Origin of the sequence: Carnobacterium sp. (assembly GCF_032094055.1) — a bacterium.
GTDB lineage: Bacteria > Bacillota > Bacilli > Lactobacillales > Carnobacteriaceae > Carnobacterium_A.
In genome coordinates, this window is sequence record NZ_DAMDAK010000053.1 from 1,580 (window position 1) to 7,656 (window position 6,077).

Here is a 6,077-nt window from a genome sequence, read left to right on the forward strand (position 1 = left end):
CGCAGCTAGAAAAAGCGCCTGATGCGGTCGTGATTGTTGCAACGATTCGTGCACTGAAAATGCATGGCGGTGTTCTTAAAACAAATTTGAAAACTGAAAATGTAGAAGCTTTGAAAAAAGGTTTTACTAATTTACAAAAACACATCGAAAATATCCATCGCTATGGCTTGCCGGTAGTTGTGGCAATCAACGAATTTTCAGAAGATACAGCTAAAGAAGAAGCTTGTTTAATTGATTTGCTTAAAGCTTTAGCGATACCGGTAGCCATTACTTCAGTGTGGGAAAATGGCCCAACAGGCGGAGTAGAACTAGCCGAAGCGGTAATGAAGGTGATTGAAAATCAAAAACCTGAATTTGTTCCTTTATATGAAGCTGCGACTACTACTGTGCGAGAAAAAGTAGAGGAAATCGCTAAAACGATTTATGGCGGTTCTGAAGTGCAGTTTTCAAAAACAGCTTTGAAGCAGATGCAATTATTTTCAGAAAATGGGTGGGAGCATTTGCCAGTCTGTATGGCCAAAACGCAATACTCGTTATCAGATGATCCACTAAAATTGGGCCGTCCGACAAATTTTGATATTACCATCAGAGAATTTGTTCCAAAATTGGGTGCTGGCTTTATTGTCGCATTGACTGGAGAAGTCATGACGATGCCGGGCTTGCCAAAAAAACCAGCAGCTTTAAAAATGGACATTACAGAAGACGGAAAAATAACGGGCTTGTTTTAAATCATAAGGCAACTAAATGAGTTGGATGAAAGGAGGTACCTTAAAAATTGGAAACTATATTAACTCAAGAATTAATGGATTTGGCAAGAGAACGCAATGCGGGATTTTCTGTAGAAGGTTTCCTGTGGGGAATAGGGCCTAAACATCCTCGCTTTATGCTGGTAGGAGAAGCTCCTGGAGAAGTTGAAACAGTCAGCGGCGTTCCTTTTACAGGTAGGGCAGGAAAAGAACTCATGAATTTTTTCGAGTTCTTAGGTGTAACCCGTGAAGAAGTATATATGACGAGTACATTTAGAAGCCGCCCTTATCGCGAAAAAGAAAAAGTAGATAGAAAAACCGGAGAATTGTTTATGCGTAAGTACAATCGCACACCGAGTAAAAAAGAAATCCTAGCCCATGCTCCCTTGTTAGATTATGAAATCAAAGAAATAGACCCGCCGATTATTTTAGCGATGGGCAATATTGGTTTTCAACGGTTAGTCGGAGATCAAGCAAAGATCACTCAAGTCCATGGACAATTGTATGAGGGACCCATTCAAGAAGTAGCTTCACTAGACGCACAAAGTTTTTCGTGGTCAAAAAAACAGTACCGTGTTTTCCCGACTTTTCATCCGGCTTCAATTTTTTATAATCGTACATTACTAGAAACGATCTATCAAGACTTGGCAGCCTTTAAGACTTACCTCTAATAATAGCAAGCGAGGTAAATTTTTTCAGTTCGATTATGTTAAGATAGAATAGATCAAATAAAGAGCACTAATTATGGGAAAGTGGAGATTAATGATGAAAGAAATGAAAGTAATTGGTTTAACGAAAACCTATGGAGAAAAGGTTCTATTCGATAATATTAATTTTTCCATTAGAACTGGAGAACGTGTAGGGTTGATTGGCGTTAACGGTACGGGGAAAAGTAATTTATTGAACGTTATCACAGGCAGAGACAGCGGCGAAAAAGGTGAAATTCAAACGCCAAAAGATTATCGTATTGGGTACTTATTGCAAGAACCAGAATTAAAATCTGAACAAACTGTTTTTGATGCTCTTTTTGAAGGAGATACACCGATTTTAGTAGCGCTGAGAAATTATGAAAAAGCGTTAGAACATCTGACACTCGATCCGATGAACGAGGCTTACCAAAATGCGTATTCAAAAGCAGAACAGGCGATGAATGATCATGATGCGTGGTTGGCAGAAACAAATGCTAAAACCATCTTAAGCAAATTAGGCATCGTCGATTTAGATCAATCCATTGCGACGCTGTCAGGCGGACAAAGAAAACGAGTCGGATTAGCTCAAGTGTTGATACAAGAGCCCGATTTATTGGTATTGGATGAGCCAACAAACCACCTGGATTTCCAAACGATTACTTGGCTTGAAAACTACTTAAGTGCTTACCGAGGAGCGCTCTTGTTAGTGACCCATGACCGGTATTTCTTAGACCGAATCGTGAATCGAATGATCGAACTTTCGCATGGTCAAGCCATTATGTATACCGGCAACTATGAAGCCTATATTAAAGCCAGAGCAGAACGACAAGAGGCTTCTATTCGGGCGGAGCATAAGCGCAAACAATTGTATACAAAAGAGCTGGCTTGGATGCGGACAGGAGCAAAAGCCCGTTCAACAAAACAACAGGCGCGTATCAATCGTTTTAATGACTTAGAAGAAAACTTGCATCAAGTAAAAAGTGATGAATCGGTTGAAATGAATTTAGAAGGAGCACGTATTGGAAAACGTGTTCTCGATTTACAACAGGCTTCTTTGACGTTTGCAGGACACCCTATTATTAAAGAGTTTAATTTATTGATTCAAGCAAAAGACCGCATTGGAATCAGCGGCAAAACCGGTGCTGAAAAGTCAACGTTGCTAAACGTCTTAGCAGGCCGTATCCCGTTAGATTCTGGTACACTAGTTGTAGGCGAAACAGTTAAAATTGCGTACTATACTCAAACCACTGAAGAAATGGATCCTAACAAACGAGTTATTTCATTTTTACAAGAAGTAGGAGAAGAAGTCGAAACCTCTAACGGAGAAAGAATCAGCGTGACTAATTTGTTAGAACAATTTTTATTTGAAAAATCTAGTCATGGAACACTGATTGGCAAACTATCCGGTGGAGAAAAAAGACGGTTGTATTTGTTAAAATTATTGATGCAGCAGCCAAATGTTTTATTATTAGACGAGCCTACAAATGACTTGGACATTGCTACATTAACTGTTTTGGAAGATTACATTGAGACGTTCCCCGGAGCCGTCATCTCGGTTTCGCATGACCGGTATTTTCTTGATAAAACCACTGAAAAATTATTAATATTTGAAGGTGAAGGAAAAGTTGTTCCTTATTATGGGAATATCACCACGTTTATTGCAGAAGAAGAAATGGAAAAAACAGCCAATCAAGAAAAAAACTCAGAGCATAAAAAATCCATTTCTGAAGAAAAACCAAAAGCTTCAAAAAGTAAAGACGTTAAAGAGAAATTAACCTATACTGAACAAAAAGAATGGGAGACCATTGAAGATGAGCTTTTTGAGTTAGAGAGCGAAATTGAAACAATACAAAAAAAGATGAGTGAAAATAGCAGTGATTTTGCACTGTTGCAAGAACTTCAAGAATCTTTGACGTTGAATGAGAAGGAATTAGAAGAAAAAATGGCCCGTTGGGAATACCTGAGTCAATTTGAGAGCAATTAAAGGCAAGTAGGAGGAACAACCTTGGAGACTGAATATTTAAATTTAGGGAAAAAAGTTTTAAAAGAAGGCACTTTGAAAACAGATAGAACTGGAACAGGCACAAAAAGCCTATTTGGTTACCAAATGCGTTTTGATCTGCAAAAAGGGTTTCCTTTATTGACGACAAAACGAGTTCCTTTTGGATTAATCAAAAGTGAATTGCTTTGGTTTATCAAAGGTGACACAAATATACGCTACCTTTTACAGCATAATAATCATATCTGGGATGAATGGGCATTCGAGCGTTATGTGAAAAGCGCAGATTACGAAGGTCCAGATATGACTGATTTTGGCCGAAGAGCCCTAAAAGATGAGGATTTTAATGTAGTTTATCAAAGTGAAAAAGCTGATTTTTGTCAGCGTATCTTAGATGATGAACGATTCGCTGCTCAATATGGAGAACTGGGCAATGTTTATGGTTCCCAATGGCGGAATTGGAAAACTTCTCAAGGCGAAACAATCGATCAATTAAAAGATGTAATCGATATGATCAAAAAATCTCCTGATTCCAGAAGATTAATCGTATCTGCTTGGAATCCTGAAGATGTACCAGGTATGGCTTTACCGCCTTGTCATACACTTTTCCAATTCTATGTAGCGGATGGAAAGTTAAGTTGTCAACTTTATCAAAGAAGTGCAGATATCTTCTTAGGTGTACCTTTTAATATTGCCAGCTATGCGCTGCTAACCCATCTTATTGCTCATGAAACAGGTTTAAAGGTAGGAGAATTTGTTCATACTTTAGGTGATGCCCATTTGTACCTAAATCATATGGAACAAATGGAAAAACAGCTAACTCGAGAACCAAAAGAGTTTCCAACTGTAAAATTAAATGAAGAAAAAACAAGTATGTTTGATTTTGAAATGGAAGATATTCTATTGGAAGATTACCAGCCCCATCCTGGTATCAAAGCTCCAATCGCAGTTTAAACAATAAAACAAAAGTGGTGAAAAAAATGATTGCATTTTTATGGGCACAAGACCAACAGGGTCTGATCGGAAATAAAGGAACGCTTCCTTGGCGTTTACCAAATGATTTAAAGTTTTTTAAAGAGAAAACTCAGGGAAATGCGGTTGTAATGGGAAGAAAGACATTTGAAGGAATGAATAAGCGGCCTTTACCTAATCGTATCAATATTGTGATGACGACAGATGAAAAGTATCAAGCAGAAGGGGTATTGGTGATGCACAGTCCGAAAGAAGTACTGGACTTTGCAGATCATTATGAAGGCATTACTTTTATTACTGGTGGTTCGGATATTTTTAAATTGTTTGAGAAAAATGCAGATGTGTTGTATCGGACAATAATCGATGGTGAGTTCGAAGGAGATACCTTTATGCCGGATCTGGATTGGTCTAAATGGCAATTGGTTGATGCGGATACAGGAATAGTCGATGAGCGCAATAAGTACGCCCATATATTTGAAACCTATCGAAGAAAATGAAATAGAACTAAAAACGCCTTAGGACTTTTATCCTAAGGCGTTTTTAGTGGCTTCAAATTTAAACATAAAAGAGAATAGAAAAGTACATAAAAGCAGTACCGGCTAATACAAATAGGTGCCAAAGCACGTGCATAAACCGAACATTTCGAAGACTATAAAAAATAGCGCCAATCGTAAACGATAAACCGCCTAAGACAAGCAGTAAAAAGCCTTGAGAACCTAACCCTTGATAAATGGGCTTTAAGGCAAAAACACAAAGCCAACCCATAGCTATATAAATCCAAGTAGAGAATTTCTGAAGATGATTGATCCAAATGGCTTTGTAAATAACACCGAGAATAGCAATGCCCCATACAATACCAAAGAAAGTCCAACCCATTGGGCCACCGATCGTAATAAGTGTATAAGGAGTGTAAGTGCCGGCAATTAAGAGAAAAATACTCATATGGTCAAACGTTTTAAATAATTTACGGGCTCGTGTAAAGGTTAAACTATGGTAAAGCGTAGAACAAAGGTACAAGAGAATAAGAGTCGAACCATAGATGGCATACGAAACGATTTCAAGAGCAGATCCAGTTTGAGAGCCTTTATACAATAAAATGACCAATCCGGCAATGCTTAATCCAAAACCGATTCCATGTGTCACAGCATTAAAGACTTCATTTATCACGAGGTATCTTTGAGAAAAGACAGTTTTTTCCTGAAGATTCTTTTTTTCCATTTATTTGCCTCCTGTCCCAATATTGCTTACTTAAACCACCACAGATAAGTATACGAAGATTCGAGAATCTGTTATACTATTCTATGTGTAAATGTGGAAATAACCTAGTATAAATAAGCAAAATCAAATGAGTTTAGTGTTTACAGTCAGTATAACATGAGCTTTACAGAAATTGCATGAAGAAAGATGGGATGAAATAGAAATGAAAAACATAACAATTGTTACTGATTCATCAGCTCAATTAACTCCAGAAGAAATAGAAAAGTTTAACATTCACGTGTTGCCTTTAACTATTTTAATTGATGGAGCATCGTATGTAGATGGAGAAACGTTACAAAAAGATGAATTTATGGACCGAATGGAAATAGCTAAAACCCTGCCTAAAACAAGCCAGCCTCCAATCGGGACTTTTATAGAATGCTATAATCAATTAGGAATGGAAGGCGGAGAAGT

The 6,077-nt window shown here is 37.7% G+C and carries 7 protein-coding genes; 6 read left to right on the forward strand and 1 reads right to left on the reverse strand.

The annotated features are described in order from the left end of the window. The 5 genes from RT405_RS08830 to RT405_RS08850 all read left to right on the forward strand — a co-directional run. The coding region (locus RT405_RS08830; RefSeq protein WP_313469150.1) for a formate--tetrahydrofolate ligase at positions 1-728 on the forward strand (728 nt) is incomplete at its 5' end. Positions 729-802: 74 nt separating this feature from the next. Then, the gene (locus RT405_RS08835) at positions 803-1,417 is read left to right on the forward strand and encodes a uracil-DNA glycosylase (protein WP_313469163.1); all 615 of its coding nucleotides are present in this window, start codon (positions 803-805) and stop codon (positions 1,415-1,417) included. 94 nt (positions 1,418-1,511) lie between these two features. Further along, positions 1,512-3,419, forward strand: a complete 1,908-nt coding sequence (locus tag RT405_RS08840; protein WP_313469164.1) for an ABC-F family ATP-binding cassette domain-containing protein — start codon at positions 1,512-1,514, stop codon at positions 3,417-3,419. A 21-nt stretch (positions 3,420-3,440) separates the two neighbouring features. Beyond that, entirely contained in the window at positions 3,441-4,388 is a 948-nt protein-coding gene (locus RT405_RS08845; RefSeq protein ID WP_313469151.1) for a thymidylate synthase, read from the forward strand. A gap of 26 nt (positions 4,389-4,414) precedes the next feature. Beyond that, positions 4,415-4,903 carry a dihydrofolate reductase gene (locus RT405_RS08850; RefSeq protein ID WP_313469152.1) on the forward strand — a complete coding sequence of 163 codons (489 nt, stop codon included), beginning with the start codon at positions 4,415-4,417 and terminating at the stop codon, positions 4,901-4,903. 58 nt (positions 4,904-4,961) lie between these two features. Here RT405_RS08850 and RT405_RS08855 read toward each other — a convergent pair whose 3' ends face one another. Beyond that, positions 4,962-5,624: a hemolysin III family protein gene (locus tag RT405_RS08855; protein WP_313469153.1), complete on the reverse strand. Its 663-nt coding sequence runs from the start codon at positions 5,622-5,624 to the stop codon at positions 4,962-4,964. Between the two features lie 202 nt (positions 5,625-5,826). Between RT405_RS08855 and RT405_RS08860 the strand changes: the two genes are divergently transcribed. Further along, a partial coding sequence (locus RT405_RS08860; RefSeq protein ID WP_313469165.1) for a DegV family protein occupies positions 5,827-6,077 on the forward strand: 251 nt, incomplete at its 3' end.